Consider the following 25,700-nt stretch of genomic DNA (forward strand, 5'->3'; position numbering starts at 1 on the left):
CGACGACATCCCGGATCACGCGACGATGCCGAGGGCCTGCAGCATCTGCGGGACGCGCTGGGCGAGCGCGGTAAAGACGAGCCGGTCGTTGACCCTGTCGTAGTGATGGGCGATGAGGTTGTGCATCCGGGCGATGCGCACCCACTCGACGTCCGGATGCGCGCGCTTGAAGTCCTCCGGCAACTTCTCGACAACGGTTGCGGTCTGGATGAGGATCTGACGCCCGTTGTTGCGCAGCACCCGCCCCGCCGGCCCCTCGTCGAGGTACGCATCAAGGCCCTGCGCGACGGTGTAGGCGGCGTCATGTCCGAACTCGGCGAGATCGGCCAACCGCCAGGCGATCCGCTCGTCCTCGGCGGCGTGCTCCTCGTCGGTCACAGGGCGACCGCTTCGGCCCGGGCTCGCTCGACGACGGCACCGTCGGCCCGGGCGTCGACCAAGTCGACGTGCACCGTCAGGAGCTCCTCGAGCTCCGCCTCGAGGTCGAGCAGGTCGACGATGTCGTGCTTGTCGCTGAACGGGACCAGCAGGTCCACGTCCGACGACGGGCCGTCCTGGCCTCGCGCCACCGATCCGAAGACTCGGGGCTCCACGAGCCCGGACCGGAGGAAGACGTCACGCACCTGTGCGCGACGCGCCGCCAGAGCCGTCGACGGGCGCAGCTCCAGCGACGCGCCCAGGGCTTCGCGCGCCGCCTCCGACGGGGCACGGCGGCCGCGTTCGATCGCCGCGATGAGCGGCTGCTTGACACCCGACCGCTCGGCGAGTTCGCGCTGGGTCAGGCCGAGGATCTGCCGCCGAGCCCGCACGAACTGCCCGTATGGGGTCGTCACACGGTCACGATAACCTCGCGCGTTATCACGCGTCGACCTCCCGCTACTCGAAGAAGTCCTCGTCGATCTCGACCCGGTGGTACGTCTGCTTCACCTGGACACCCACGCCGTAACGGATCATCAACCGCGCCAGGCGGTCGCCGTCGATCAGGACGACCCGCGTCGCGACCGAGTCCGCGTACTGGCGGGCGCCCGAGCTGAACCGCGCCGTCGTGATGAACACGCCCTGGTTCGCCTGGTTGCCGTGCAGAGCGCCGACGAACGCCTGGATCTCCGGCCGCCCGATCGACGAGTCGAGCGCGTAGCGCTTCGCCTGCACGTAGATACGGGCGAGCCCCAGCGCGTCCTGGTCGATGATGCCGTCGATCCCGCCGTCGTTGGACAGTTGCGTGCGCGTCGCGGTCCCCTCGGTCCCGCCGTAGCCCATCTTCATCAGCAGGTCGAGCACGGCCTGCTCGAAGAACGCCGGGTCCTGCGCGTGCAGCCTCGACAGCAGTTCCGCAGCGACCTCGGCGTGAATGCGGGCGATGCCGGTCTCGATCTGTTCGACCGGGTCGAGCGGTGTCGCGTCCTCCTCGACCACGACGCCGCTATCGGGCGCCGCCGCCGCACCCTTCACGTAGGGCGAGACGTAGCCCGGGAGCCCTCGCAGGTCGCGCTCCGTCAGCCCGTCCGGGTGCTCGGACAACAGGCGACGACCAAGCTCGCCGATCCGGTACTGGCCGCGCGCGGGACGCTCGACCGCACCAGCCCGGAACAGGTACGACAGGGCCCACATCGCCCGGTTGCGGTACCTCGGCATCCCCGAGGGGATCCGCGTGGAACGCTCGTCGTCGGACAGGCCGAGCAGGTCGGCCGCCGCCTCGGTGACAGCGCGAGCCCGGTGCACCTGCCCGTCGGCCAACACCTGCAGCGACGGAATCATGTACTGCTCCCACGTCGGAGCAACCATTACAACTCCCCTCGAAACGCACGCGACTGGAGTGATGCGAACAACTCCTCGTCCCTGAGAAGCGCGTTCTCAACTGCTGCACGCTGCTTCAAGATGGCATCGACCTGTCGGGCGAACGCTCGCTGGACAGTGAGGGGAGGAACGGGAACTTCCAGTTGGGAGAACTTGCTCTTCGGGAGAAGGGGAAGCGTTGTGGATGCCCCGCGTGCCACGATTACCGGCCTCAGGGCACGCACCGCCTGAAATCCGTACTCGTCGACGACGTCATCGCCCCACTCGACGGCATTGATCTGTTGATTGAAGGCGGATCGCTCACGAGCGATCCCGGTCTTGCCGATCGTGGCCCCGATGCAGCACACGAGGGTCGATCCGGCGCGGACTGTGCGGCTGACCGCGGCGCCAGCCTCTGTGACCGATCGAGATGCCGGTCGACCCGAGTCGAGGTCCCCGGGCGTAACGAAGGGGATCGGGCCGCCGAACATAGCGGCTTGGGCCGTGGGGGGAGTCCTCCCCGTCGAAATGGCACCTAGGGAGGCGAGCGGCTTGACGGGAAATACCTCTCCGGTCTCACACGTAGTGTGGAAGGCCGACCGAATGAGGTCCTCCAGGCGAACGAGGACCTGGCGGCGCTTGGTGCGGATAGCGTCGGCCTGATCGAGGATCGCCGCAATCCGCCTCTGCTCCTCGATCGGCGGGAGCGGGATCTCGAAGGTTCCGAGCACCGTTGGGCTCAGTCGAGGAAGGTTCGCTCCGCTCGCTCGGGTCGCCGCGTACTCGACCATCGACGGCTGCCGCAAGAAATGGACCAGGTAGTCTCGGTCCAGGCGCAGGCCAGGCTTGATCGGCAGGATGTCGGTGCTCGATACGCCCTCGAAGTCAGGACGCGCGACCTTCCCCAGGTTCGGACGCAGCTTTCCAAAGAGCACGTGCTCCGGAGTGAACTGGAACTTCGTGCTCGCAAGCGCCGCAGCACCGACGGTGTCGTGACCGATGATCCGGCCACCGCGCTCGATGTGCTCGAGGCCGAGGTATCGCACGTCTGGGGCGAGGCTCGCTGGGTCCACGCCCGTCCGCTCGATTGCGACGACCTCACTGAGCGTGACCCTTGGAACCGTCGTCGTCATCCGAGCATCGCCTCCAGATTGGCGATGCCCTGGGTAATCTCGTCGTTGAGGGACTTGATGTCGCCGAGGATCTCGGTCGGAGTTCGGTGCTCGACCTCGTCGTGGACGATCTCCTTGTAGCGGTTGAGGGACAGGTCGTAGCCCTGCGCGGCGATCTCGGCCTTCGGCACGCAGAAGGACTGCTCGGTCCGTGCGCGCGAGCGCTCTGAGGCCGCGCGCTGGCGCCAGCGGTCGAGCACGTCGGGGAGGTTGTTCTTCGCATGGTTCGCCACGACGAACGGCTCGGTGGGCGCGACGCCGAGCTGACCGTCGTCGAGCAGTGGGTTGCGCTTGTCGTCGAGGGAGTAACCGTCGGCCTGGACGTCGTAGAACCAGACGTCGTCGGTGCCGCCGGAGTCGGTGCGGGTGAACACCAGGATCGCGGTCGAGACACCGGCGTACGGGCGGAACACGCCCGACGGCAGCTTGATGACGGCGTCGAGCTTCTGGTCCTCGACGAGCATCCTGCGCAGCGCCTTGTGCGCGGTCGACGAGCCGAACAGCACGCCGTCGGGCACGATCACGGCGGCACGCCCGCCCGGCTGGAGCAGCCGCAGAAACTGCGCGAGGAACAGCAGCTCGGTCTTCTTCGTCTTGACGACCTTGAGCAGGTCCTTGCTCACGGCCTCGTAGTCCAGCGACCCGGCGAACGGCGGGTTGGCCAGGATCAGGGAGTACTTGCCCTCGTCGCCGGCGGCGGACTCCGAGAGCGAGTCCCGGTAGCGGATGTCCGGGGTCTCGACGCCGTGCATGAGCATGTTCATCGAGCCGATGCGCAGCATGATGCGGTCGAAGTCGTACCCGTGGAACATCGACGAGTGGTAATGGCTGCGCTGAACGGCGTCGGTCAGCACGCTCGGGTGCTCCTCGCGCACGTAGCGCGCGGCGGACATCAGGAAGCCCGCGGTGCCGCACGCCGGGTCGCAGATCTCGTCCTTCGGCGTCGGCGCCATGAGCCGCACCATCAGCTCGATGATGTGCCGCGGGGTGCGGAACTGGCCGTTCTGGCCGGACGTCGCGAGCTTGCCGAGCATGTACTCGTACAGGTCGCCGTTGGTGTCGCGGCGGTGCATCGGGATGTCGTTCAGCAGATCGACGACCTTGGCGAGCAAGCCCGGCGTCGGGATGGTCAGACGTGCGCCCTCCATGTGGGCGGCATACGTCGAGCCGTCGCCGCCCAGCGTGCGCAGGAACGGGAAGACGTGCTTGTCCACCAGGTCGAACGCCGTCTGCGGCGCCTCGTCCTTGAAGTGCGACCAGCGCAGGTGCGCGTAGGGCACGCCCGTCGGAGCCTCCCCCGCGGGGAAGAACCGCTGCGCGAGCGGGGTGCGGAGGTGGTTGGCCTTGTTCTCCTCGGCGGTCTGCAGGTCGTCGAGCCGGCGGATGAACAGCAGGTAGGTGATCTGCTCGATCACCTCGAGCGGGTTGGAGATACCGCCGGACCAGAAGGCGTCCCAGACGCGGTCGACCTTGGCCTTCAGCTCACCCGTGATCACGGTGGCGAGCCTAGGTCACGCAGCCCCGCGTCGATGCCCGAGCATCCGGTTCGGCGGCGGGGGCTCGGGACTAAGGGCTGGTTCCGGCCGGCGCGGGGCGTGGCTAGGTTGCTGGCGATGGCTACCCGTACCGAACGTCTCGAGCTGCGTCCGTTCGCGCCGGACGACGGCGCGGGGATCTTCGGCTACCTCGCCGATCCGGAGGCGGTGCGCTTCGAGCCGTACGGGGTGCCGACGCGCGAGGAGTGCGACGCGCTGGCCGCCGACCGCGCCCACGACGAGCGCTTCGTCGCGGTGTGCCTGCGGGACGGGACACTGATCGGCAACCTGTACCGGTCCGTCGAGGGTCCGCCCACGTGGCGGACGTGGGAGATCGGGTACGTGTTCGGTCCCCGGTTCTGGGGCCACGGGTACGCGACCGAGGCCGCGGCCCGGCTGGTGCGCGACCTGTTCGAGGTCGAGGGCGCGCACCGGGTCGTCGCGGCCTGCGACGTGCGCAACGAGCGGTCCTGGCGCCTGCTCGAGCGGCTCGGGATGCGGCGTGAGGCGCACATGCTCCAGGCGGCCACCTTCGCCGACGACGAACACGGCCGGCCCGTCTGGCACGACTCCTACCACTACGCGATCCTCGAAGCCCGCGACGACGCTCCGACCACCACTTCTCCGACCCACCACTTCTCCGACGTGATCGACCGGGTCGAGCACGAGCACGAGCGGGTGACGGTCACGCGCAACGGCCGGCCGCGGTGATCGTCAGCCGCGTCGGCCGGCCCGCCGCAGGGGGCGACGGGTCGGCCGACGAGCCTCAGGACACGGATCGGATCGTCACGCTCCCGGTCGCCGCCAGGCAGCCGCCCGTGACGGTGCCGGTCAGGTCGACGCCGCCGTTGAGCTGGATCCGGCCCGGCGCGACCAGCGAGGTCACCACGGGCCCGACCGTCGTCAGGCCGTTCGGCACGGCGACTCCCCCACCGGTGCAGGCGCCGGCGGCGCCGGGCACCACCACCGTGAAGGCGTGCGGGGCGCCGTCGGCCGAGCGCACCGTGAGCCCGTTGACGAACGCGGCGTCGTCGGCGATGACGACCAGGTCACCCGACAGCGCGACCGTCATCTGCTGGAGCGTGACGCGGGAGCAGCCGGAACCGGCGGCGCGCGCGTCCACGACCGTCGCCTCGGCGACCGCCACGGTCGCACCGTTGACGCTCGACGACCACGGCGCCATCGTGCAGCCCGGCGCCGCCGAGAGGCCGGCGGACCAGGACGGCGCGCCGTTCGCGGCCGCGGTCCGGTTCAGCCACTCGCGCCACGTGAGCGCCTGGCCCGTCCACGCGGCCGGGTCGCCCGGCACGGCGGCAGGCCGCTGCACGACGGGGGCCGTCCCCGGCGCCACCGTGACGCCGCCGAGCGCACCGGAGGCGACGAGCGCGGCCACGGTGCGGGCGTCGATCGACACGAACGCACCGACGGTGGCGGTCCCGCGGATCCGGGCCGACGACTGGAACCGCAGCGTGCCCGGGGTGGTGACGTCGCCCCCGATCCGCGCGGCGGCGGTCAGCTCGACGGCACCACCGGCGACCACGTCGCCGAGCACCGTGCAGCGGTTGGTCAGCGTCACGGAACCGGACGCCACGAGGTCGCCCTCGACGACGGCGTCGGAGTTGCACCGCACGTCGCCCTGCACCACGACGTCCGCGCCGGCTCCGCGCACGGCTACGGTGTTGGTCAGCTGCAGCGGCCCGTCGACGAACACGGTGGGTGCGGTCTGCTGCTCGGGGGTCTCGTAGCGCTGGTGCTCCTCGAGCGTCATCTCGTCGGACGCGTCGATGAACGTGGGCAGCTCGGCAAGCGAGCCCGCGTCCCCGACGAGCCCGCCGTCGAACACGAGCGATGCCCAGTCGTCGTGCCCGTGCAGGACGTCGATGCTCTTGTCGCCGGTGACGTCCCGCCGCAGTGACGTCGAGCTCGTGTCGTCGTCGCAGTCCCAGTCGATCGCGCCGTTCATCAGGCGGTTGCGCGACCCGCACCACTCGGCGCGCACCCAGGCCAGCGAGCTGCCGATCCCGGCGGTCTCGTCGAGATCGGCCTCGTCGAGGTCGGGCAGGGCCCAGTGGGAGTAGTCGACGTACGGCTCCTCCTTGCCGCGCACGTCGGACACCAGCCCCTTCGTCTGGTACGTGTAGTTCATGACGCTCTGGTAGTTCGGCTTGTACTGCGCCTCGTCGTCGCCGCCATGGTGCAGGCCGAGGTTGTGGCCGAGCTCGTGCATGAACGTCCCCGCCTGCGCGAGCTCGGTCTGCCCGCTGGCGCCCCACTCGCCGAGGCTGACGATGAAGTCGCTCGCCCCGATGCCGCGGGACATGCCGCTGGTGGTGTCGAGGTCCGTGGACAGCGAGTGCGCCCAGAGGTTGTAGTGGAAGACCGCGCGCCGTGCCGCCTTGAAGTGCCCCTTCTTGATCTCCTCGAACTGCGACCAGTCGTAGCTGCCGGTGCCGAGGTTGCGGGTCTCGACGAGCGGGCCGGCGGCACTGAGCGCACCCCAGGTCGCCTGGTCCCCGTACTGCAGGGGTGAGTTGGGGCCCAGGTCCACGTGCAGGTGCACCCCGGCGTCGTAGAACGCCTGCACGACGAGCGCGATCGCCGAGTCCTTGGGCCGGTGCGACTCGATGGTCTGCCCGAGCGAGTTGTACGTCACCATGTAGTCGGACTCGACGAACACGTCCGGCACCGCCGGGTCGGCGCCCATCGCGGGCAGGTCGACGAACGTGCCGTCGTCCGCCGTGTAGCCGTCCGTCTCCCAGTCGTCGAGCAGGCCGTCACGGTCGCTGTCGAGCTGCACACCGAAGAGGCAGAACGGGTCCGACGACCAGTAGAACCCGTCGATGAAGGCCGCGGAGTCGAGCACGGAGTCGCCGAGGTCCTGGATCGACAGGTACAGGTCGACCTCGTCGGCGCCGAGCCCGATCGGGGTGGTGGCGCGCATCTTGCCCGTCGAGCCGTCGTAGCTGGAGCCGGGATGGCGCGACATCCCGAACGCGGTGTTGATCGACAGCGGGTTGCCCGCCCAGTCCCGGGCGAAGTTCGAGGGTGCGACGACGGTGCGGCCGTCGGGCGCGATGGACAGCGCACCGTCGCCGATCTGCGCCGTGAAGACGTCGTTGTACTGGGAGCCGACGTACTCGGGGAACTCGTTGGACAGGAACGCCACGTCGAACGCGAGGCAGCGGGCACCCGTGGGAACCGTGAGCTCGAGGTGCAGCCGCGCCAGGTCGTTGCCCTGGTCGTTGTCCAGGCCGTCCAGCACCGAGCTCGCCGCACCGATGCTCGAGTTGCGCGGCAGGGCGTCGGCGGCCCGCCCGGTCGACATCACGAGGAAGGTGTCCCCGGAGCTGGGGAACCCGCCCCAGTCGCTGTCGAAGAAGGAGGCCGCGGCGAGGGTGGGAACCGGTCCCTCAGGGTCCGTCGGGTCGGTCGGTCCGGTCGGGATCGTGAGGTCGTCGGCGGTCACGATCGCGAACGCCTCGGGATCGGAACCCATCGTGCTCGCGTACTGGATCCCGGCGACGGGGACGTCCATCGCGGCGGCCAGGTCCTCGGCGGTCGACCCGGCGGCGAGCAGTCCGCGCGCCTGTGCTCCGAGCTGGGCGGAGGGCTGGGGGCTCGGCCGGTCCGGGAGGTCGGCGTCGTCGGCGCCTGCCGGCGCGGCGAGCGCTCCGAGGACGACTGTGGTGGTGGCGACGAGTGCGACGATCCTGGGCAGACGCACGAGGTTCTCCGATCGCGAGGGCAGGAACGGACGGGTGGGTCACTGACTTGCGGTGGGGTGGTGCGGACGAGCGGCCTCAGCCGCCGGGCTCGAGCGTGGCGCTCGACTCCGGAGTGATCTGCGAGACGCCGCAGCCGGTCTCGACCGTGACGGCATATCCGACGTCGTCGTGCGACGGCGCGTGGTCGTCGGACCACGTGAAGGTCGCCTCGCCGTCGGCACGGACGACGAACGTGCCCACCGGGGACCACGCGCCGTCGGCCTCGCGGCGCAGCACGGTGTACTGCGTGCCCGCGCTCGGTCCGTTCTGCGGGTCCGTCCAGGTGACCAGGACGGACCCCCCGGGCTGACGGACGGCCGACGTGGCCATCACGTCGGTGAGATCGAGCGCGCAGTGCTCCTCGAGCGACTGGCCACCGGTCGAGGCTCCCGAGGTGGCCGCGACCGGCGTCTCCCGGTCGGACCGCGACGGGGTCTGACCCGAGCAGGCACCGAGCAGCGCCACGAGCACGAGCACGCAGAGCGCGGTCGACCTGCGTCTCACTGCTCCCCCTGGCATCGGCGCGTGCTGTGCCGGTCACGCTAGCGAGCAAACAGCCCAGACCGGCGCCAAACGGGCGGCGTTCACCCGGACGGACGCACGCCTGGTCCGCGGCGCGATCACCCTCGAGAGCCGGGTGCTGCACGGGCCGGTCGTGTGACAGGCAGCGCAAGGCCGCTCCCCCTGAGGACACAGTCAGGGCGAGGGGGTGTGTCACATGACTGGTCGTCGGACCCTCGCCGCGCTCGGCGTCGCCGCGGTGCTCGTCGCGGTCGGCGGATGCTCCACCGAGCCCTCGGCGCCCGCCACCGAGCCTGCCACCGGAGCACCCGCGGCACCCGCCTGGGAGCAGGTCGCGCCGGGGCCGCTGACGCCGCGGGTCGACGCGTCCGTCGCGTGGCTGGGCGACCGGTTCCTCGTCGCGGGTGGCCGCGCGGAGCGACCCTGCCCGCCGAATGCCGATTGCGCCTTCGACCCGGATGCCGTCCTCACCGACGCCGCGACGTACGACCCGGTCACGCGCACGTGGGCGGCCGCCGCTCCGCTCCCGGTGCCCCTGTTCGGGGCGCAGACCGCGCTCGTCGACGGGGCGCTGTACCTGCTGGGCACGCCCGCGGAGCAGGGCGCCCCGGTGTTCCTCGCGTACGAGCCCGACGACGACGCGTGGCGGACCTTGCCGGCACCCGCGACCCCCGGCCGCCTGGCCACCGACAGTCACGTCCTCGTCGAGGCCGGTGGCTCGGACGAGCAGGGGCCGGCCGACGACGAGATCTTCGACCCGGCGACGTCGACGTGGTCGGCACTGCCGGACGACCCGATCGGGTCGAGCTTCGACCGGCAGATCAGCGTGGTGGCCGGGTCGCTGGTCCTGTCCGCGAAGGACCTCGTGGACAGCCCCGGCGGTGAGGACGGTCCCGCGTTCGTGCGGCTGGCGTCGTTCGACCTCGGGTCCGGCGCGTGGACGACCTTGCCGGACAGCGAGATCCTCGGCTGGGACCCGCTCGTCGCATCGGGGCGGATGGTCTGGCCGGACCCGGGCGGCGCGGACGGCGGGCAGGTCGACCCGTACGACCGGGAGTACCCCTACGGCGGGATCTACGACCCGGTGGACGGGACCTGGTACGGGCTGCCCGCGGAGCTGGAGCCCCGACCTGGCGTCACGTGGCCGCGGCTGTCGACCGGGTCGCTCGTCACGAGCGTCGGGCTCCTGCTGGACCCCGTGAGCATGGGCACCTGGGTGCTCCCGGACGCGCCGTGGGACGTCGGCGACGCCCCGACGTTCGGCGCGTCGCCGCAGTACCTCTTGACCTGGGGCGGCGACGCCGACCTCGAGCCGCTCGGGTGGGTCCTGCGGCTCGACGACGTGCACGGCGAGCTCGGAGCCGTCGGCGACTGAGCGCGGACCGCCACTCGTCCGTCGGGTCTCGAGCGGTCGGTGTCGGCGCGGAACTCGTCGTGCTCGGATGCTTGACCTCCGCCGGTGCTACGTATAACGTCGTCCACGCGAGCAAGTCATTCGTATAACTTGGAGCCTGGTCAATGTCGACTTCGCCAACGATGTGGGACGTCGCCCATGCGGCGGGTGTCTCACAGGCGACCGTCTCTCTCGTTCTACGCGGTCAGGGCGGCACGCGCGTCTCCGCACAGACGGCCCAGCGTGTCCGCGACACCGCCAAGGCGATCGGCTACCGCGGCAACGCCACGGCGAGGGCGCTCCGCGACGGCGTCGCCGAGATGGTCGGCTTCATCGGTGACCAGGTGGCGAGCGCCCCCTTCGCGGGCCGGATCGTCGAGGGCGCACAGGACCGGGCGTGGCAGGACGACCAGCTGCTGCTCGTCGCCAACACGGGCGGATCGGACGAGATCGAGCGGGCCGCAGTCGCGCAGATGCTCTCCCACCAGGTCCGGCGCGTCGTCTACGCGTCGATGTACAACCGCCCCGTCGACGTACCGGCCGAGCTGCGGGAGATCGAGATCGTGGTGCTGAACGCGATCGACCCGACGGGCGAGGTGTGGTCCGTGTCGCCGGACGAGGTCGCCGGTGGCCGCGACGCGGTCACGCACCTCGTCGAGCACGGTCACCGACGCATCGCGATGATCAACATCGAGACGCTGGAGTCGGGTCTGCCCGCCGCGCTGGGTCGGCACGAGGGCTATCGCCTCGCGCTCGCGGACGCGGGGATCGCGTACGACGAGAGCGTGGTCAGGTTCGGTGGCGGCGGTACCCCGCACGGGTACGCGCTCACGCACGAGCTGATGGCGCTGCCCGCCCCGCCGACGGCCATCTTCTGCGCCAACGACCGCACCGCCTGGGGCGCCTACCAGGCGCTCGCCGAGCTCGGCCTGCGCGTTCCTGAGGACGTCTCGGTGGTCGGGTTCGACAACCAGGACGTGCTCGCGCCGTTCATGCGGCCCGCACTCACGACGATGAACCTCCCGTTCCGCGAGATGGGCTGGACCGCCACCGACCTGCTCCTGACCGGCAACGCGACCCGCACGCCCGCGAACGCCGGCGCGCGCGCCGTCACGCTGCGCTGCGAGCTCGTCGTGCGGGAGTCCGTCGCCGAGCCGAGGAGCACCTCATGAGCGCCCCGATCATCGATCCGATCACCGCGCCCGCGGACGCCGGGTCGCCCGGCCGGCGCCCGGACGACGCTGCACCTGCGCGTTCGACCTCGCGTCTGCGCAGAGTCCTCCGCGCCTGGCAGTTATACGTACTACTGGCCCCGACACTCCTGTACTTCGCGGTGTTCAAGTACTGGCCGATGTACGGCGTGCAGATCGCGTTCCGGGACTACAACCCTGCAGACGGCTTCTCCGGCAGCCCGTGGGTGGGATGGGAGCACTTCGAACGCTTCTTCTCGTCCTTCCAGTTCTCGATGCTCCTGGAGAACACGCTCCTGCTGGCGGTCACCAACCTGCTGATCGGATTCCCGATCCCGATCGTCCTGGCGCTGCTGGTGAACCAGCTGCTGTCCCACCGCTTCCGCGGGCTCGTGCAGACGGTGCTCTACGCACCGGCGTTCATCTCGACGGTCATCGTCGTCGGCATCATCGTCGTGCTCTTCTCGCCCCGCTCGGGCCTCGTGAACCACGTGATCACGCTCGTCGGCGGCGATCCCGTGTTCTTCCTCGCCGAACCGGGCTGGTTCCGCCCTCTCTACGTGGGCTCAGGGGTCTGGCAGGAGGCGGGCTTCGCGATGGTCATCTACCTCGCGGCGCTCGCCGGCATCGACCCCGCGCTGCACGAGGCGGCGAAGCTGGACGGTGCGAGCGCACTGCAGCGGATCCGGCACATCGACCTGCCGGGGATCATGCCCGTGATCTCGATCCTGTTCATCCTCGCCGTCGGCAACCTGCTCAACGTCGGCTTCGAGAAGGCCCTGCTGCTGCAGACACCGCTCAACATGAGCGCCTCGCAGATCATCCAGACGTACGTGTACCAGGCGGGTCTGCAGCAGGCGCAGTTCTCCTACTCGGCCGCGATCGGCCTCTTCAACTCGGCGATCAACCTCACGCTGCTGCTCACGTTCAACTGGGTCGCGCGTCGGTTCAAGCAGAACTCCCTGATCTGAGGCCCACGTGATCGACACCCTGCACCCAGGCCCGCGCACGCGCCGGCCCCTGAGCAACCGCATCAGCGACCGCGCCTTCAACCGCGCGTCCGTCATCCTGCTGAGCGCCGCGGTGGTCGCTGTGGCCTACCCGGTCTACTTCATCGTCATCGCGTCCGTGAGCGACCCGAGCGCGGTGCAGAACGGCGACGTGTGGTTCGCCCCCTCGGGACTCACCGTCGAGGGCTACCAGCGCATCTTCAGCGACGCGACGATCATCCGCGGTTTCGGGAACTCCGTCCTGTACACCTCGGTGGCCACCGCGATCAGCGTCGCGCTCATCGTCTCCGGCGGGTACGCACTGTCCCGGCCGGACCTGCCGGGCCGGCGGACGATCACGTTCCTGCTGGTCATCACGCTGTTCTTCGACGGCGGCATGATCCCCCGCTACCTCGTCGTGCAGCAGCTCGGCATGATCGACACGATCTGGGCGATGGTGCTCCCCGGCGCCGTCGGCGTGTGGAACCTCCTGATAGCGCGGTCGTTCTTCGAGGTCACCATCCCCGCCGAGCTGCGCGAGGCCGCCGCCATCGACGGCGCGAGCGACTTCCGGTTCTTCTTCCAGGTCGCGCTCCCGCTCGCGAAGTCGCTCGTCGTGCTGATGGCGATGATCCACCTCGTCGCGAACTGGAACTCGTTCTTCGACGCGCTCATCTTCCTCAACGACGCGGACAAGTACCCGCTCCAGCTCGTCCTGCGCAACATCCTCGTCCAGTCCGATCTGTCGAGCGGCAACCTCACGGGCGACCTCGAGTCGTACGCACAGGCCCAGCGCGTAGGCGAGCTGGTCAAGTACGCGACGATCGTCGTCTCGACGCTGCCGATCATCGCGCTGGTCCCGTTCCTGCAGAAGCACTTCACCAAGGGTGCCCTGCTCGGAGCGGTCAAGCACTGACCCACCCGTGCCGCACGACGTCGTGCGGCACTTCACGAAGGGATCGACATGCGTCACAGAATGATGGCCACCGCGGCCGGAGCCGCGACGGTGGCCCTGCTCCTCACCGCCTGCACGGGCGCGGACGAGCCGGAGGCCGCGAGCTCGGCCGAGTTCAACGCGGAGGGACTGCCCATCGTCGACACGCCGGTGAGCCTCACGTTCTCGGGGCAGAAGGCGCCGCTCGCCCCGGACTACTCCACGATGGAGCTCGTCCAGCAGTGGCAGAAGGACACCAACGTCGACATCACCTGGGAGAACCTGCCCGACTCGGTCTACCAGGAGAAGAAGAACCTGCTCCTGGCCAGCGGTGACCTTCCCGACGCGTTCTACAACACCGGCTTCACGGCCGCCGACATCACGACCTACGGCTCCAACGGCACGCTCGTCCCGCTCGAGGACCTGATCGCCAAGTACGCGCCGAACCTGCAGAAGATCTTCGAGGAGCGGCCGCAGATCAAGGCGGCGGTGACGTCGTCGGACGGTCACATCTACACGCTTCCCGCGGCCGAGGAACTCGGCATCGGTGCCGTGCCGTTCTTCCTGTCCATCAACAAGAAGTGGCTCGACGAGCTCGGGCTGCCGGTGCCGACCACGCTCACCGAGTTCCAGAGCGCACTCGAGGCGTTCCGGGACAAGGACCCGAACGGCAACGGGAAGGCCGACGAGATCCCGCTCAGCTTCATCAACAACTGGTGGTGCGCCGACATCGGCGACGTGATGGCCGCGATGGGTGGCATGCCCGACAACCCGCAGCACCGCATCGTCCGCGACGGTGAGGTGATCTACACCGCTGCGCAGCCGGAGTACGCGAAGGCGATCGAGACGCTGCACGACTGGTACTCCACCGGCCTGATCGACGCCGAGTCCCTCACCCAGGACGACAAGACCTACCTGGCCAAGGGCAAGACCACCGACGAGACGCTCGGCGCGTACGTGTGGTGGGAGACCGAGGAGGTCGTCGGGCCGGACCGGGCGGCGGACTACGTCCTGGTGCCCGCGCTCAGCGGAGTGGGCGGGCGCCTCGTCGGGCACTCCAACGGGAGCGACTACGCGGCCGGCGCCTTCGCGATCACGCGCACCAACGAGTACCCGGAGATCACCATGCGGTGGGTCGACCGGCTGTACGACCCGGTGATGTCGGCCCAGGTGTCCTGGGGCCCGATCGGCACGACGCTCGAGGAGAACGCCGACGGCGTCCTGGTCCAGAAGGAGCTGCCCGCGGACGTGTCCGCCGGCGAGCTGCGCCAGAAGGTCGCGCCCGGAGGCCCGCACGTCACGCTGAAGGAGGACTTCGAGACCGTCGTCGCCCCCGAGCCGCGGGCGAGCCAGCGCGTCGCCGACCTCGAGAAGCTCTACCTGCCGTGGGCGGAGAAGGAGTTCTACCCGAACGTCCCGTTCTCCGACGAGGAGACCCAGGAGATCGCCGCGATCGAGACCGAGGTCACCGCGCTCGTGAACGCGAAGCGGGCGCAGTGGATCGCCAACGGCGGGATCGAGCAGGACTGGGACGGCTACGTCGACCAGCTCTCGTCGCTGGGCCTCGACCGGATGGTCGAGCTGTACCAGCAGGCGTACGACCGCTACCAGGACAACGCCTGACGCGACCGCCCGGACGAAGGCGCGGGGTGGAGCCGACGGAAACGGCTCCACCCCGCACCACCGCCATCCTTCACCACCACACGAGGAACTCCGCATGCTCCTGCTCGACGACTTCTGGACCTGGGACTTCTGGATCGCCAAGGACCGCGACGACTACCACGTCTTCTACCTCAAGGCGCCCAAGACGCTCGGTGACCCCGACCAACGCCACTGGAACGCGCGGATCGGCCACGCGGTCGGCACGGACCTGCGCACGTGGCGCGAGCTCCCCGACGCGCTGGGGCCCGGGGCCGAGGGCAGCTGGGACGACCTCGCCACCTGGACCGGCTCCGTCCTGCGCGCCGACGACCGCTGGCACCTCTTCTACACAGGCGTCGACCGACGCGATCGCGGCGCCCATCAGCGCATCGGACTCGCGACGAGCGACGACCTCCTGACCTGGACGAAGCACCCCGACCCCGTGCTCGTGCTCGACGAGCGGTGGTACGAGGGCGTCGCGCCCGGCTGGGGCGCCGTCGACTGGCGCGACCCGTGGGTCTACCGGTCGACCGAGCACGACGAGTACCGCATGCTCTTCACCGCGCGCGCACCGGGCGGGCCCGTCGACGAACGCGGTGTGATCGGTCAGGCGAGGTCGGCCGACCTGCTCACGTGGGAGGCGCTGCCGCCCGCGGCCGCCCCCCGGGAGTTCGGGCACATGGAGGTCCCGCAGCTGTTCAGCGAGCAGGGGCGCTGGTACCTGCCGTACTCCGTGTACGCCGCTCAGCACTCCGAACGGCGGACGGCCGTGAGCCCGGGCGAGACCGGCACGCACTACCTCCTCGGGCCCGCCGAGTCCGGGCCGTGGAGCTCTCCCGGCCACTCGTTCTTCAGCGGCGGGGACGGCGAGCTGTACGCCGGCCGCTTCGAGCGCGACCCCGACGGGCGCCTCGTCTTCCTCGCGTTCCTGCAGTTCGTCGGGGGCGGGCCGTTCGTCGGCGGCCTCAGCGACCCGCTGCCCGTCGACGTCGGGGCCGACGGCAGGCTCTCGCTCGTCTCCTCCCCCGTCGCGATCCCGTGACGGGGGACGGCGTGGTCGCACGGACCGGGACGTCTCCGGAGCCGGCGCGCGCGAGCGAGGTCGTCGCGCCCGCGCGCATGGAGATCTGGGTGGCTCCGGCTGCGGTCGGTGCCCCCGCGGACGGCGTGCTCGCGGTGCTCGCGGGGCGGTCGCCCGACGGCGCCACCTGGACCGCGGGGATCGACGCGGCCGGCCGGTGGGCGCTGCGGGTCCACGAGACAGGTCGCAGCCGCGTCCACCGGCTCGGCGGACCGGCCCGGCTCCTCGCGTGGACGCTGGTCCGCGTCGACCTCGACGCGGCAGGACGCCCGACGCTCGTCGTCGGCGACCGGTCCGTCGGCGACGACGTGAGCTCGCCCCGCTGGTCCGTGCTCGTCGCCCGTCAGCACGCGGGCACGGCTCCCGGGCCACGGGTGCAGGACAACCCTTGGTACGACGGTGTGGTCGGCCTGACCGGGCCGCTCGTCGTCGATGCGGACGCGCCGCGGCCCGACGCCGACCCGGCACAGTGGCCACCCGCGCCGCGCCCGGATGTCGACCGACCCAGCTGGCACTTCCTCCCGCCCCACGGCTGGATGAACGAGCCCCACGGCGTGCTGCATCACGGCGGTCGGCACCACCTGTTCTACCAGCGCAACGAGCTCGGGCCGTTCTGGGGCTCGATCACCTGGGGCCACGCCGTGTCGGACGATCTCGTCCACTGGGCGGACCTCGGCTCCGCGCTCGCACCGCACACCGTCCCGACGGCGCCTCAGGGCGTCTGGTCGGGCAGCTCCGAGCACGACGGCGACGGCGTCCCTCTGCTGTTCTTCACCGCCGGCGACGCGCGCGAGCTCCCGAACCAGCGGACCGTCATGGCCTCGCCCGGCGACCCCGAGGACCCCGACCTGCGGACCTGGATCGCCGACGGCCCCCCGCTCACGACGATGCCCGACGCCGAGACGCTCGCGGGCACCGGGCTCACGCTGCTGCCCGGGGAGTTCCGCGACCCGTTCGTCTGGCGGGAGGGCCGGTCGTGGTTCCAGCTCGTCGGGGCCGGGGTCGTGGACCGCGGTGGCACGGCGCTGCTCTTCACCGCTCCGGAGGCGGTCGGCCCGTGGGATCTCGTCGGACCGCTGCTCGTGGGCGACGCGACGGCCCGCCCCGACACGGGGGTGATGTGGGAGCTCCCCTCCCTCGTCCCGCTGGGAGCCGGAACCGACGGTGCACCTCGCCACCTCTTCCTCGTGACCCCGTGGTGGCCCGCACCGACGGTGCACTCGCTCCAGCACCAGTGGTACTGGGTCGGCCGGTGGGACGCGTCGAGTCGCGGCTTCCGGCCCGATCACGACGAGCCGCGCTCCCTCGACATCGGCGGCTACCTGACCGGCGTGACACCGAGCCGCACGCCCGACGGCAGGACGCTGCTCTGGTCGATCACCCAGGACCTGCTGCCCGACGACGAGCACCTGCGTCGAGGCTGGGCCGGGAGCGCCGGGGTCCCGCTCGAGGTCGGGGCGCGCGACGGGTCGCTCACGGTGGCCCCCGCGCGCGAGGTCGCCGAGCTGCGCGGCGCTCCGCGAGCACTCACCGACCACACCTTCGACATCGGGGCGGCCTGGGACCTCGAGCTGGTCGTGGAGCTCGGCCGCGGCGACGTCGTCCGGCTGGCGGTTCGGCAGGACGAGCACGACGAGGCTGCGGCGTCGCTCGAGCTGACGCGGATCGACGACGACGAGGTCGAGCTCGTGGTCCTCGGGCCGCTCGTGCGCGGACCTCGTCGTGGACGCGCGGCCGTCGGCGCCGGACCCGTCGAGCTGCGCGTCCTGGCGGACCACTCGGTGGTCGAGGCCTTCGTCGGCGACCGCCTGGCCGCGACCACCCGCGCGTGGGCGGCGGCGGGGACGAGCGAACGCGCCGCGGTGCGCACGACAGGCCGCATCGTGCGGGCACTTGTCTGGCCACTCACCCCCACCCCCGTCACCCCGGGCGCCTCGACCTGACGCACGGTCGTGCGAGGGGATGGTCACGACTCGTGGCCGTCTCCTCGCACGACCGTGAGCCCGCCGCCTGCGACGGGACCTTGTGCCCTGGCCGGTCCGGAGCCCTCGCTCGAGGCTGAGGAGAGGCGACGGAGCCGCGCCGCGCCGCGACGCACACCTCGCCGGACGGGAAGGGCCGTGCGATGACGCACCGCGCGAAGGCTGCGGCGGCCGGGAACGTCGTCGTGCTCGGGGCGGGGACCGCCGGGACGATGCTCGTCAACCGCCTGCGCCGCAGGCTCGACGACAGCTGGACGATCTCGGTCGTCGACCGCGACGACGCGCACGCCTACCAGCCCGGGTTCCTGTTCGTGCCGTTCGGCGGACCGACCGACGCGCTGGTGCGCTCGCGGCACGCGTTCGTGCACGACGGCGTCGAGCTCATGCTCGACGAGGTCGACCGCGTCGATCCCGCCGCGCGACAGGTGCTGCTCACGGGCGGCCGCGCGCTCCCGTACGACTACCTCGTCGTGGCGACCGGGTCGACGCCGCGCCCCGACGCGACCCCGGGCATGCTCGGGCCGCAGTGGCGCCGGACGATCTTCGACTTCTACACCCTCGAGGGCGCCAAGGCGCTGGCCGAGGCCCTCAAGAAGTTCCGCGGCGGGCGGCTCGTGGTCCACGTGACCGACCTGCCGATCAAGTGCCCGGTCGCGCCGCTCGAGTTCGCCTTCCTGGCCGACGACCACCTGCGGCGGCGCGGGCTGCGGGACGACACCGAGCTCGTGTACGTGACGCCGCTCGACGGTGCGTTCACCAAGCCGATCGCGTCCGGGCGGCTCGGGTCCATGCTGACCGACCGCGGCATCACGGTCGAACCGGACTTCCTGGTCGAGGAGATCCGGGACACCACCCTGGTCTCGTACGACGGGCGCGAGGTCCCGTTCGACCTGCTCGTGACCGTCCCGCTGCACATGGGCGCGGACCTCGTCACGCGCTCGGGCCTGGGCGACGAGCTGGGGTTCGTCCCCGTCGACCGGCACACGCTGCAGTCCAAGGCCGACCCGCGGATCTTCGCGGTCGGCGACGCGTCGGACATCCCGACCTCCAAGGCGGGTTCCGTGGCGCACTTCTCGGTCGAGATCCTCGTCGAGAACCTCGCGGACCTGATCGAGGGACGGCCCATGAGCCACTCGTTCGACGGGCACGCCAACTGCTTCGTCGAGTCCGGTGACCGCAAGGCGCTCCTGCTCGACTTCAACTACGACACCGAGCCCCTGCCCGGCACGTTCCCGGCGCCGTACGTCGGGCCGATGAGCCTGCTCAAGGAGACCCGCGCCAACCACGCCGGGAAGCTCGCGTTCCGGTGGGTCTACTGGAACGTGCTCCTGCCCGGCCGCCCCCTGCCCCTCGCGTCGGCCATGTCCATGGTCGGCAAGCAGACCCCCGAGAAAGAGGTGCACCATGCCCGTCACGACTCTTGACGGTCACGAGGTCCACGTCGACGAGGAGGGCTTCCTCACCGACCTGTCGGAGTGGGACGACGAGCTCGCCGGCGTGCTGGCCGCGCAGATCGGCCTGACGCTGACCGACGAGCACCGCGCGATCCTCGCCTTCCTGCGCACCGACTACGCCGAGCGCGGCGAGACCGCGACCCTGCGGCGGGCGTCGGCCGGCAGCGGCGTCCCCGTCAAGGACCTGTTCCGACTCTTCCCGCAGAAGCCCGCCAAGAAGATGGCCTACGTCGCCGGCCTGCCCAAGCCCGTCGGCTGCGTGTGACCCGAGAGGAAACCGCCATGAGCACCACCGAACCCGCCGCGGCGGTCGTCCCGAAGTTCGACGACGACGAGGGCAGCGGGCGCACGCTCGCGATCATCTGCTCCAAGGGCAACCTCGACATGGCCTACCCGGGCTTGATCCTGGCGAACGCGGCCCTCGGCGAGGGCGTGCAGACCCACCTGTTCTTCACGTTCTGGGGTCTGGACATCATCACCAAGGCGAGGATGGCTGACCTGAAGTTCACGATGCTCGGCAACACGGCGACCCACATGCCGCAGGGCCTGGGCGGCCTGCCGGGCATGACGGCGATGGCCACCTCGAAGATGAAGAAGTCGATCGCCGAGCTGGACGTGCCCGAGGTGCCCGAGTTCCTCGACCAGATCGTCGGGTCCGGTGGTCACCTGTGGGCGTGCCGGCTGTCCGCGGACATGAACCACCTGACGACGGCGGACCTGCTCGAGGACGTCGAGGGGATCATCAGCGCGAGCGACTTCATCGAGAAGACCGAGGGCGCCCAGCTGCTCTTCATCTAGCGCGCCGCCGGCTCGCCCTTCGCGCCGGCGGAGGGCGCCTCCCCCGCGCCCCACCTGTCGAGCTGGCGCTGCACCGCGTCCCGTGCGCGGAACAGCTGCTCAGCGACGAGCCGGCGCTCGGCCCACAGCGCCTCGCGGGCCCGCAGCGCGGTCTCGATCCGGCGCAGCTCGTCGTCGTCCACGTCGAGCCCGTACGCGACCGCGACCATCTGCGCCAGGTCGGCGCGGTAGTCGTGCCCGCGCGCGACGAAGACGCCCGGCACGGTGGTCATCGCGTTGGTGACGTCGATGAGCGTGAGGACGAACGACACCAGCGGGTACCAGGCGGCCAGCCGCGAGACCCCCGGCGGGCGCTGCTCGACGGGACCGAGCCAGTCGGGCTGCTGCACCGCGAGCGCACCGTCGAACCGCGTGATCGGGTCCTCGTGGTGCGAGAGCAGGAAGTAGCGCTGCGCGACGCGGCGGTCCTCGTCCTGCGCGGCCCACTCGGCCCACGACGCGACCTCGACCGCCTCGCCGTCCGGGTCGGACCGCTCCGCGTCGAGCCGCCACTGCTTGGCCCACGCGCTCCCGGCCGGGGTCCCGACGAACAGCGCGCGGTCCATCCCGACGCGGTGCAGGCCGCGCACGCCCTCGTGCAGGAACGCGTCCTGCAGGGTGTGCGCTCCCAGGGACTCGCCGAAGCCGACGAGCAGCGGCCGGGACTCCTCCGGGATGCTGCGCAGGCGCCAGGTCAGCGCGTGGAACAGCGCACGGTTCTGCTCGCGACCCATCGAGACCCGGTCGAGCGACAGGAACGAGGGACGCAGCGAGTACTGCAGCGCGACCGTCGCGCAGTCCCCGCGCGTCAGGTACTCGAGCGTCTCGATCGCCACGTAGTTGACGTAGCCGCTGCCGGTGGGCGACGCCACGCAGATCACCTTGCGCTCGAACGCACCGAGCTGCTCGAGCTCGCGCATCACGAGGTCCACGCGGGCGTCGACGGTCGGCGCGCTCGCGAGCCCGACGAACGCGCGGACCGGAGCCTTGACCTGCTCGGGCGCCGCCCCCGTGACCTTGGCGATCTCGTCGACGCCCAGGGCCATGTTGACGAACCGCACGCCCTCGCGGGACAGCGACGACCACGTCACGCCGGACGCGGGGCCGCCGCTGACCGTGGCGGCGACGGGCGGGCTCGTGTAGGCCACGTCGATCGCCGCGCCGCCGGCCTCGGCCGTCCGCAGCGCGTACTCGACGCCCGCCGCGACGGCCGCAGCGGTCGCACCGAGCGCGACGGAGTGCCCGATCACGCCCGCCGACCGACCCGCGCCCGGCGCGAGCTGGCGGACGCCGGCGCTGACCCGCCGCGCGAACCAGCCCTCGAGCGCGGCGAACGACTGCAGCCCCAGGTTCACGGCGCCGCCGAGCAGCAGCGACTTGGCGAGCGGCGGGAACGGCGGGCTGCCCACCTCGTCGGCATCGGCGCCCGCCGCCCCGGTCAGCGGGTCGGTCGCGGGGGCGAGCCGGGCGAGCTCGTCGGGGTCGTCGGAGCGGTAGCGCCGGATCTGCCAGGCCGCGAGCGCCGTGCCGGCCACGAGCCCGGCGCTGCCGGACGCCCTGCGCAGCCAGACGTGGCGCCCGCCGATGGCCGCGTCGGCCGCCGCGAGTGCGGACACCGCCACGCCGGACAGCCCGACCCGCAGGGTCCGCCGCCCGACGGTCCGCGCCACGGCACGGCGCATCGGCTCGCCCCGACGGGGCGCCGACAGGAGTTCGACGGCGGCGCCCGCCGACGCCAGCACGAGCCCGGCCCCCGCCTGCACCGCGAGCCTGCGCGCGGCCGCCGACTCCGTCCCGTCGTCGCCGACGAGGTGGCGTGCGATCGCGACGGAGGCCGACTGCGACGTGACGACCAGACCGTACTCGGACGCCGCGACCAGGCCCGTGGCGATCGACTGGTCGGCGCCGTCGCGGCGCAGCAGGCCGGGCATGAACGTCAGGCCCGTCGAGAGCGCCGAGACGAGGGCGGCGGTCCGCTCCGCCGGATCGCTCCCGGCGAGAGTTCGTCCGACCCTGCGGGCGAGTGCTGATGCGTCCATACGCCGATCCTCCCGCCCCCCGCGCCCCGCGGTCCACCTGGTGCGACGGGCGGCCGCCGATACGCTGGGCCGGCCCGCCACGAGAGGAGACCCGTTTGCGTCCCGAGGACGAGGCGATCCTGCGTGCCGTGCGATCCCGCACCGTCGGGGTGCTCGCCGAGGTGGTCGGCACCGGTGTCCCGGTCGCGATGCTCGACGTGCCGAACCTGCGCAACGTGGGCGACTCGATGATCTGGGCGGGCCAGCGTGCGTACGTGCGAGAGCTGGGCCTCGACGTCGTGCACACCGCCGGCATCGCGTCGTACGACGCCGCCGCGCTGCGCAGGAAGCTCCCGCCGGACGGCGTGATCCTCCTGCGTGGCGGCGGGAACTTCGGCGACATCTGGCGCGGCCACCAGCGGCACCGCGAGCAGGTCAGCAGGGACTTTCGGGACCGGCGCATCGTGCAGCTGTCGCAGTCGGTCTGGTTCGGTGCGCCGAAGGCGGCCGCCAACGCCGATCGCATCCTGGGCAACCACCCCGACTTCACGCTGCTGGTCCGCGACCTCGACTCGCAGCAGCGGGCGGCCGAGCAGGTGCCGTCGGTCCGCACGGTGCACTGCCCCGACATGGCGCTCGGCTGGACGCCGCGGGTGCGACGCGCCGGAGCCGGCACCGCCCCGGTCCTGGTCCTCGCGCGCCGTGACCACGAGGGCGTCTCGGGACTGGCGGACCGCGCGGCCGGTCTCGGCGGGGCCGAGGTGCTCGACTGGACGAGCGACCGGCTCGACTCCCCGCGTCGCCGCCTGGCCGCGACGGCACCGCGCGTCGCAGCGCGGCACCCGGCCCTCGGCGCCGGACGGATCGGGCGCAGCCTCGTCGCGCGCGGCCTGGTGGGCGTCAATGAGGCGAACCTGCGCAGCGCCGAACGGCTCTTCGCCGGCCGCCGCCTCGTCGTCGTCGACCGTCTGCACGCCCACGTGCTCGCGGCGCTGCTCGGCATCGACCACGTGGTGCTCGACAACAGCTACGGCAAGATCGGTGCGGTGGTCCGCGAGTACACGGGAGCGTTCTCCACGACGACCTACACGCACGACGTCGACGAGGCGCTCGAGCGGGTCCGCACCGGGCTCGGAACCGACGGGAGGGGCTGACACGTGCTCGTCTTCGTGACGTCCTTGCGGCACCCACGCAACTCGGCCGACTACGGCCGCGTCGAGGCGCTGCTCACCGAGACGCTCGGCTCGATCGCGCGCCAGACGTCCGCCGAGCACCACACGATCGTCGTCGGCAACCGCGAGCCCGCCGCGCCGCTCGGTCCGCAGGCCACGTTCGTGCCCGTCGACTTCCCGCCGCCCGTCCAGGACGAGGGCCCGCAGTTCGACCTCGGCAGGTTCGTCTGGGACAAGGGCACGAAGATCGGCATCGGGCTCGCCGCGGCGCGCGCGCACGACCCCGACCACGTGATGATCGTCGACGCCGACGACTTCGTGCACCGCGACGTCGCGGCGCTCTCGGCCGCGCACCCGGGTGCGGACGGCTGGTTCGTCGACGAGGGCTACATCTACTCGCGGGCGCGGCAGGCCTACCGGGTCCAGCAGCGGCTGTTCCGCGTCTGCGGGACCTGCTACGTCGTGTCGTGGCCCGCGTACAACGTGCCGGACGACCTGGCCGTGACCGCGTCGCAGGACGAGGTCGCCGAGGCGTTCGGCGAGCGGCTCGGCGCGATCCTCGGCGCGCACCGCAACGCGCGCCGGTGGCTGAACGCGCACGGTTGGCGGCTCGAGCCGATGCCGTTCCGCGGTTCCGTCTACCAGGTCGACACGGGCGAGAACCACTCGGGCAAGCAGCTGCGTGGCCTCGCGCGGCCGCTCGATCGCGAGCTCGTCGAGAGCTTCGGCATCCCCCGCCTGGCCCCCCGCGGGATCGCGTTGGCACGCGCGTGGGCGCCCACCCAGCTTCCGTACACCGTCCGCGAGCGCGCCCGACGACGGCAGCGCGCCAAGGGCTGAGCGCCGGCCGTTACTCCCGGCCCGCCGCGCCGTCCGCGGCGCCGTCGACCGCGCGCTCCCGACGACGGTGCGGCGAGCGCTCCTGACCCTCCGACGTCCGGCACGGTTCTCCCGCGGGCGACATGCACCGCGGGCACTCCACCGACAGCGCGTTGCTCATGGTCCGGCCCGTCCCGTCTCGAGGTATGCGTCCGACGACCCGAGTGTGGGGCGCGAAGGTGAACGCCCGGTGTCCTGGGCGATGGGCGGGAAAGGTTGGGTCCGGGACTGCGGAGATCCGATCTCGAAGGGGTCACGATCAGCCGTTCCCGGTCACGATCGCGACAACTCACCCCGGACCGCCCTGCGACGCCCTAACGTCCGAGCATGACCACCCTGCGAAGGTCCACCCGTCCCACGTCGCCGCGCGGCCTGCTCGCCCTCACGGGGTTGACGGCCCTGGTCACGGCCGCACTGCTGGCCGGCTGCTCAGCCGGCGCCTCGTCGGACAGCGACGTCCCGGCGGCCGGCGGCATGGAGCAGGTCGACGACGCGGGCGACGCGGCGACGACGGGCGACGAGGCCGCGGCGAGCGCCACCGACGCCGGTGACCGGCAGGTCATCCAGACCGGGTCGGTCACGGTGACCGTCGATGCGCCCGTGCAGGTCGCCGACCACCTCGTGGACTACGTCGAGAGCGCGGGCGGACGGGTCGACGACCGCTCCGAGCAGGTCGACCGCGGCGACGGCTCGTCGTCGGTCCTGCTCGTCGTGCGCGTGCCCGCGGCGAAGGTCACCGCGACCGTCGAGCGCCTGCGCGAGCTCGGCGACGTCGACACGATCGACCTGCACGCGCAGGACGTGACCGGCGCGGCCGCCGACCTCGACGCGCGCATCTCGGCCGCCGAGGTCTCCGTCGCGCGGCTCGAGGACCTGATGGCGCAGTCCGGCTCCGTCAAGGACCTGCTCGCGGCCGAGAGCACGCTCGCGGAGCGCCAGGCGAGCCTCGAGCAGCTCCAGGCGGAGCGTGCGCAGCTCGCCGACAAGGTCGCGCTCTCGACGATCGAGATCGCCCTGGTGATGCCCGGCGTCGTGCCCGCGGCCGCGCAGTCGCCCCGCACGTTCACGTCCGGGCTCGAGGTCGGCTGGCAGTCGTTCACCGCCGCGGCGCGGGCCGTCGTGGTGGCCCTCGGGGTGCTCCTGCCGTGGCTCGTGTTCCTCGGCGCGCTCACGGCCGCGACCGTCGGGCTCGTGCGCCGGAACAGGCGCCGCCGGGCGCCGCAGGCAGCCCCCGAGCCCGGCCGCTAGACCCGCGCCAGAACCTCTGCGGAAGGTCCCCGCGAACCGCCGCCACGGCACGCGACACCTTGCACGGCGCGATCAACCCACCGCGTGTCCACCATCAGGGGTCGAGGCTCCCT

At 71.5% G+C, this 25,700-nt stretch carries 23 protein-coding genes; 14 read left to right on the forward strand and 9 right to left on the reverse strand.

Annotated elements, in window-relative coordinates; all coding sequences use genetic code 11:
* Nucleotides 1-15 precede the first annotated feature (15 nt).
* The 5 genes from CCO02nite_RS05440 to CCO02nite_RS05460 are packed head-to-tail and all read right to left on the reverse strand — an operon-like array spanning nt 16 to nt 4,444.
* Nucleotides 16-378, reverse strand: a complete 363-nt coding sequence (locus tag CCO02nite_RS05440) for a HepT-like ribonuclease domain-containing protein (protein WP_222593141.1) — start codon at nt 376-378, stop codon at nt 16-18.
* Complete coding sequence (locus CCO02nite_RS05445) at nt 375-833, reverse strand: XRE family transcriptional regulator (protein ID WP_146842059.1); 459 nt, start codon at nt 831-833, stop codon at nt 375-377. The genes CCO02nite_RS05440 and CCO02nite_RS05445 overlap by 4 nt, the downstream gene beginning before the upstream one ends.
* A 43-nt stretch (nt 834-876) precedes the next feature.
* A complete protein-coding gene (locus CCO02nite_RS05450) occupies nt 877-1,785 on the reverse strand; it encodes a restriction endonuclease (RefSeq protein ID WP_146842061.1) in 909 nt (302 codons plus the stop codon).
* Nucleotides 1,785-2,909, reverse strand: coding sequence for a restriction endonuclease subunit S (locus CCO02nite_RS05455; RefSeq protein ID WP_146842062.1), 1,125 nt, complete (start codon nt 2,907-2,909; stop codon nt 1,785-1,787). The genes CCO02nite_RS05450 and CCO02nite_RS05455 overlap by 1 nt, the downstream gene beginning before the upstream one ends.
* Complete coding sequence (locus CCO02nite_RS05460) at nt 2,906-4,444, reverse strand: type I restriction-modification system subunit M (protein WP_146842064.1); 1,539 nt, start codon at nt 4,442-4,444, stop codon at nt 2,906-2,908. The genes CCO02nite_RS05455 and CCO02nite_RS05460 overlap by 4 nt, the downstream gene beginning before the upstream one ends.
* Nucleotides 4,445-4,561: 117 nt before the next feature.
* Here CCO02nite_RS05460 and CCO02nite_RS05465 point away from each other — a divergent pair, with 117 nt between their 5' ends.
* Entirely contained in the window at nt 4,562-5,194 is a 633-nt protein-coding gene (locus CCO02nite_RS05465; protein WP_146842066.1) for a GNAT family N-acetyltransferase, read from the forward strand.
* Nucleotides 5,195-5,249: 55 nt separating this feature from the next.
* Here the strand turns inward: CCO02nite_RS05465 and CCO02nite_RS05470 are convergent, their stop codons facing one another.
* Together CCO02nite_RS05470 and CCO02nite_RS15625 are read right to left on the reverse strand one after the other, a co-directional pair.
* Complete coding sequence (locus CCO02nite_RS05470; RefSeq protein WP_186812582.1) at nt 5,250-8,207, reverse strand: choice-of-anchor L domain-containing protein; 2,958 nt, start codon at nt 8,205-8,207, stop codon at nt 5,250-5,252.
* Between the two features lie 76 nt (nt 8,208-8,283).
* Nucleotides 8,284-8,751 carry a hypothetical protein gene (locus CCO02nite_RS15625; protein ID WP_186812583.1) on the reverse strand — a complete coding sequence of 156 codons (468 nt, stop codon included), beginning with the start codon at nt 8,749-8,751 and terminating at the stop codon, nt 8,284-8,286.
* 214 nt (nt 8,752-8,965) lie between these two features.
* On the opposite strand from CCO02nite_RS15625, the gene CCO02nite_RS05480 reads away from it, so the two are divergent.
* The 10 genes from CCO02nite_RS05480 to CCO02nite_RS05525 all read left to right on the forward strand — a co-directional run bounded on the left by CCO02nite_RS05480 (nt 8,966) and on the right by CCO02nite_RS05525 (nt 20,231).
* Complete coding sequence (locus CCO02nite_RS05480; protein ID WP_146842072.1) at nt 8,966-10,144, forward strand: Kelch repeat-containing protein; 1,179 nt, start codon at nt 8,966-8,968, stop codon at nt 10,142-10,144.
* A 143-nt stretch (nt 10,145-10,287) separates the two neighbouring features.
* Nucleotides 10,288-11,334 (forward strand): LacI family DNA-binding transcriptional regulator, encoded by a 1,047-nt coding sequence (locus CCO02nite_RS05485; protein WP_246117362.1) that lies wholly within the window; start codon nt 10,288-10,290, stop codon nt 11,332-11,334.
* Nucleotides 11,331-12,323 carry an ABC transporter permease gene (locus tag CCO02nite_RS05490; RefSeq protein WP_146842074.1) on the forward strand — a complete coding sequence of 331 codons (993 nt, stop codon included), beginning with the start codon at nt 11,331-11,333 and terminating at the stop codon, nt 12,321-12,323. The genes CCO02nite_RS05485 and CCO02nite_RS05490 overlap by 4 nt, the downstream gene beginning before the upstream one ends.
* Nucleotides 12,324-12,330: 7 nt before the next feature.
* Nucleotides 12,331-13,257: a carbohydrate ABC transporter permease gene (locus tag CCO02nite_RS05495; protein ID WP_146842076.1), complete on the forward strand. Its 927-nt coding sequence runs from the start codon at nt 12,331-12,333 to the stop codon at nt 13,255-13,257.
* A 90-nt stretch (nt 13,258-13,347) separates the two neighbouring features.
* Nucleotides 13,348-14,898, forward strand: coding sequence for an ABC transporter substrate-binding protein (locus CCO02nite_RS05500; protein WP_246117363.1), 1,551 nt, complete (start codon nt 13,348-13,350; stop codon nt 14,896-14,898).
* A 94-nt stretch (nt 14,899-14,992) separates the two neighbouring features.
* The gene (locus tag CCO02nite_RS05505) at nt 14,993-15,958 is read left to right on the forward strand and encodes a glycoside hydrolase family protein (protein ID WP_146842079.1); all 966 of its coding nucleotides are present in this window, start codon (nt 14,993-14,995) and stop codon (nt 15,956-15,958) included.
* A gap of 11 nt (nt 15,959-15,969) precedes the next feature.
* Entirely contained in the window at nt 15,970-17,940 is a 1,971-nt protein-coding gene (locus CCO02nite_RS05510) for a glycoside hydrolase family 32 protein (protein WP_146842081.1), read from the forward strand.
* 182 nt (nt 17,941-18,122) lie between these two features.
* Nucleotides 18,123-19,403 (forward strand): type III sulfide quinone reductase, selenoprotein subtype, encoded by a 1,281-nt coding sequence (sqr, locus tag CCO02nite_RS05515; RefSeq protein ID WP_146842083.1) that lies wholly within the window; start codon nt 18,123-18,125, stop codon nt 19,401-19,403.
* Nucleotides 19,384-19,698 (forward strand): TusE/DsrC/DsvC family sulfur relay protein, encoded by a 315-nt coding sequence (locus CCO02nite_RS05520; protein ID WP_146842085.1) that lies wholly within the window; start codon nt 19,384-19,386, stop codon nt 19,696-19,698. The genes sqr and CCO02nite_RS05520 overlap by 20 nt, the downstream gene beginning before the upstream one ends.
* 17 nt (nt 19,699-19,715) lie before the next feature.
* Nucleotides 19,716-20,231, forward strand: a complete 516-nt coding sequence (locus CCO02nite_RS05525; protein WP_146842087.1) for a DsrE/DsrF/DrsH-like family protein — start codon at nt 19,716-19,718, stop codon at nt 20,229-20,231.
* Here CCO02nite_RS05525 and CCO02nite_RS05530 read toward each other — a convergent pair.
* Complete coding sequence (locus CCO02nite_RS05530; RefSeq protein ID WP_146842089.1) at nt 20,228-22,309, reverse strand: alpha/beta-hydrolase family protein; 2,082 nt, start codon at nt 22,307-22,309, stop codon at nt 20,228-20,230. The two genes, CCO02nite_RS05525 and CCO02nite_RS05530, sit on opposite strands and share 4 nt — an antisense overlap.
* Before the next feature lie 95 nt (nt 22,310-22,404).
* Here CCO02nite_RS05530 and CCO02nite_RS05535 point away from each other — a divergent pair, with 95 nt between their 5' ends.
* Both CCO02nite_RS05535 and CCO02nite_RS05540 read left to right on the forward strand, forming a co-directional pair.
* On the forward strand, nt 22,405-23,442 hold the full coding sequence (locus tag CCO02nite_RS05535) for a polysaccharide pyruvyl transferase family protein (protein ID WP_186812584.1): 1,038 nt from the start codon (nt 22,405-22,407) through the stop codon (nt 23,440-23,442).
* Nucleotides 23,443-23,445: 3 nt separating this feature from the next.
* Nucleotides 23,446-24,300 (forward strand): glycosyltransferase family A protein, encoded by an 855-nt coding sequence (locus CCO02nite_RS05540; RefSeq protein WP_146842093.1) that lies wholly within the window; start codon nt 23,446-23,448, stop codon nt 24,298-24,300.
* Nucleotides 24,301-24,310: 10 nt separating this feature from the next.
* Here CCO02nite_RS05540 and CCO02nite_RS16405 read toward each other — a convergent pair whose 3' ends face one another.
* Complete coding sequence (locus tag CCO02nite_RS16405; RefSeq protein ID WP_443092611.1) at nt 24,311-24,460, reverse strand: zinc finger domain-containing protein; 150 nt, start codon at nt 24,458-24,460, stop codon at nt 24,311-24,313.
* Between the two features lie 206 nt (nt 24,461-24,666).
* Between CCO02nite_RS16405 and CCO02nite_RS05545 the strand changes: the two genes are divergently transcribed.
* Nucleotides 24,667-25,587, forward strand: a complete 921-nt coding sequence (locus CCO02nite_RS05545; protein WP_146842095.1) for a DUF4349 domain-containing protein — start codon at nt 24,667-24,669, stop codon at nt 25,585-25,587.
* Nucleotides 25,588-25,700: the final 113 nt, after the last annotated feature.

It is taken from the genome of Cellulomonas composti, assembly GCF_007990245.1.
GTDB classification, from domain to species: Bacteria; Actinomycetota; Actinomycetes; order Actinomycetales; family Cellulomonadaceae; genus Cellulomonas; species Cellulomonas composti.